Annotated in this window: 3 protein-coding genes; all 3 read left to right on the top strand. The window is 65.3% G+C overall.

Annotation, left to right across the window (positions count from 1 at the left end):
• A partial coding sequence (locus ACV4UX_RS18950; protein ID WP_491594836.1) for a hypothetical protein occupies positions 1 to 198 on the top strand: 198 nt, incomplete at its 5' end.
• 96 nt (positions 199 to 294) lie between these two features.
• A complete protein-coding gene (locus ACV4UX_RS18945) occupies positions 295 to 1,218 on the top strand; it encodes a PD-(D/E)XK nuclease-like domain-containing protein (protein ID WP_491594835.1) in 924 nt (307 codons plus the stop codon).
• The coding region (locus tag ACV4UX_RS18940; RefSeq protein ID WP_491594834.1) for a hypothetical protein at positions 1,199 to 2,079 on the top strand (881 nt) is incomplete at its 3' end. The genes ACV4UX_RS18945 and ACV4UX_RS18940, both read left to right, overlap by 20 nt.

Raw genomic sequence — 2,079 nt, 5'->3', positions numbered from 1 at the left:
TGTGACATGGGAAACACCCTGGAAGAACGGGCGCAAGCCGCGTGGTCGCTGGCCTTTCGTGGGCGGCATGAAACCAATTGGGGCCGCCTGCTGATCTGCCGCAGCGAACTGGAACGCTATCGCCGCGACCCGCACCCCGGCGTGCGCCGCATCGCCTATGGCTTCTGCCAGGAACCCGAACGCGGGCGGGCCGCGTGATGCGCCCGTGCTTCCTGTTCCGCCTTCTGCCCTGGGGCCGCAAGCGCCGCCGCCGCGCCCCGCTGATCTTCAACGTCCGTCGCTGGAGCAAGTGACATGGAACTCGTCATCGACAAACCCGGCATCTACGACATTCCCATCGAGGTCTATCACGCCGATCCGTGCGTCACCCCGTCGCTGTCGGCCAGCGGCATGAAGACCATCATCACCGACTGCCCGGCCCGCTATTGGTGGGAAAACCGCCGGCTGAACTATCAACACGAGGAAAAGACCACCAAGGCGCTGTCCATCGGCAAGGCCGCCCATTCCTGGATCATCCACGGCGAAACCTTCGTGGACTCCATCGCGGTGATGCCCGCAGGTCAGGATCTGCGCAGCAAAGCCGGACAGGCGTTCGCCGCCCAGGCTGAAGGCGAGGGCAAGACGCTGATCCGTGCCCATGAGTTCGAAGCCATCAAGGCCATGCGTGAGGCGATCCTGCGTTGCGAGTTGGCCCGGCTGTCCTTCGAGAACGGCCAGCCCGAGCAGTCGCTGTTCTGGCAGGACGCTGAAACCGGGGTCTGGCTGCGCTGCCGGCCCGACTGGTTGCCCACGGCGCTGCGCTTCATCCCTGATTACAAGACCGCCGCCAACTGCCACCCCAACGACTTCACCCGGTCGGTCTTCCAGTACGGCTATCACATCCAGGCCGCCCATTACATGGAGGGGATCGACCGCGTCACCGGCCACCGCCCCGACGCCTTCTTCTTCATCGTCCAGGAAAAGGACGCCCCCTATCTGGTCAGCCTCTGCACGCTCGACGAAGAGGCGCTGATGTGGGGCGAACGCCTGGCCCGCCGCGCCATCCGCATCTTTGCCCGCTGCCTGGAGACTGGCTATTGGCCCGGCTACGACGGCGGCGTCTCCACCATCGGCCTGCCGGGCTACGCCATCAAGGAATACGAGGGCATGGACGCCCTTGGTCTTTTCGACGCTCCCACCACCCAGAAGGAACTGACCTATGAACACGCCGCTGAATAGGCAGGCGCTGGCCGATCAGGCCGCCGCCACCGCCCCCATGACCCGCACCGGCCAAGCCACGATGGTGGAACAGAGCAGGGCCATCGCCGAAGTGCAAGCCGCCGTGATGGTGGCCCAGCGTTTCCCGCGCAGCATCCCCGAGGCCATCGCCCGGATGAAGGAAGCCTGCGCCATCACGGAACTTGCCGAATCGGCGTTCTATAAATTCCCGCGTGGCGGACAGTCCGTCACCGGCCCCAGCGTTCACCTGGCCCGCGAACTGGCCCGGTGCTGGGGCAACATCACCTACGGCATCAAGGAACTGTCCCGCGACGACGCGCACGGCCAGTCCGAGATGCTGGCCTATGCCTGGGATCTGGAAACCAACACCCGGCCCGAAACCATCTTCATCGTGCCGCACCTGCGCGACGCCCGCGGCAAGCCCCAGCCGCTGACCGACGTCCGCGACATTTACGAGAACAACGCCAACCACGGTGCCCGCCGTCTGCGCGAGCAGATTTTCGCGGCGCTGCCCCGCTGGTTCACCGAACAGGCGGAAATGGCCTGCCACGAAACCTTGCAGAACGGCGGCGGCAAGCCCCTGGCGGTGCGGGTTTCCGACATGCTGGCCGCCTTCGCCGATATGAAGGTCAGCAAGGCCCAGATCGAAAAGAAGATCGGCTGCACGGTGGACAAGATCGACGCCGTGATCCTGGCCAATCTGACCATCACCTACAAGTCGTTGAAGCGCGGCGAAATCAAGCGCGAGGACGAGTTCCCCGACGACAAGGCGGCGGCTATCGAAAGCGGCCTCAAGGCCCCCGTCACCGCCGAGGCCGAACAGCCCAGGCCCGCCGCCAAGACCAAGCCCCCGGAACAGCC

The organism is Fundidesulfovibrio sp. (assembly GCF_058402725.1).
The sequence above is the reverse complement of the archived record's forward strand: the minus strand, read 5'-3'. Positions and strand labels throughout refer to the sequence as shown.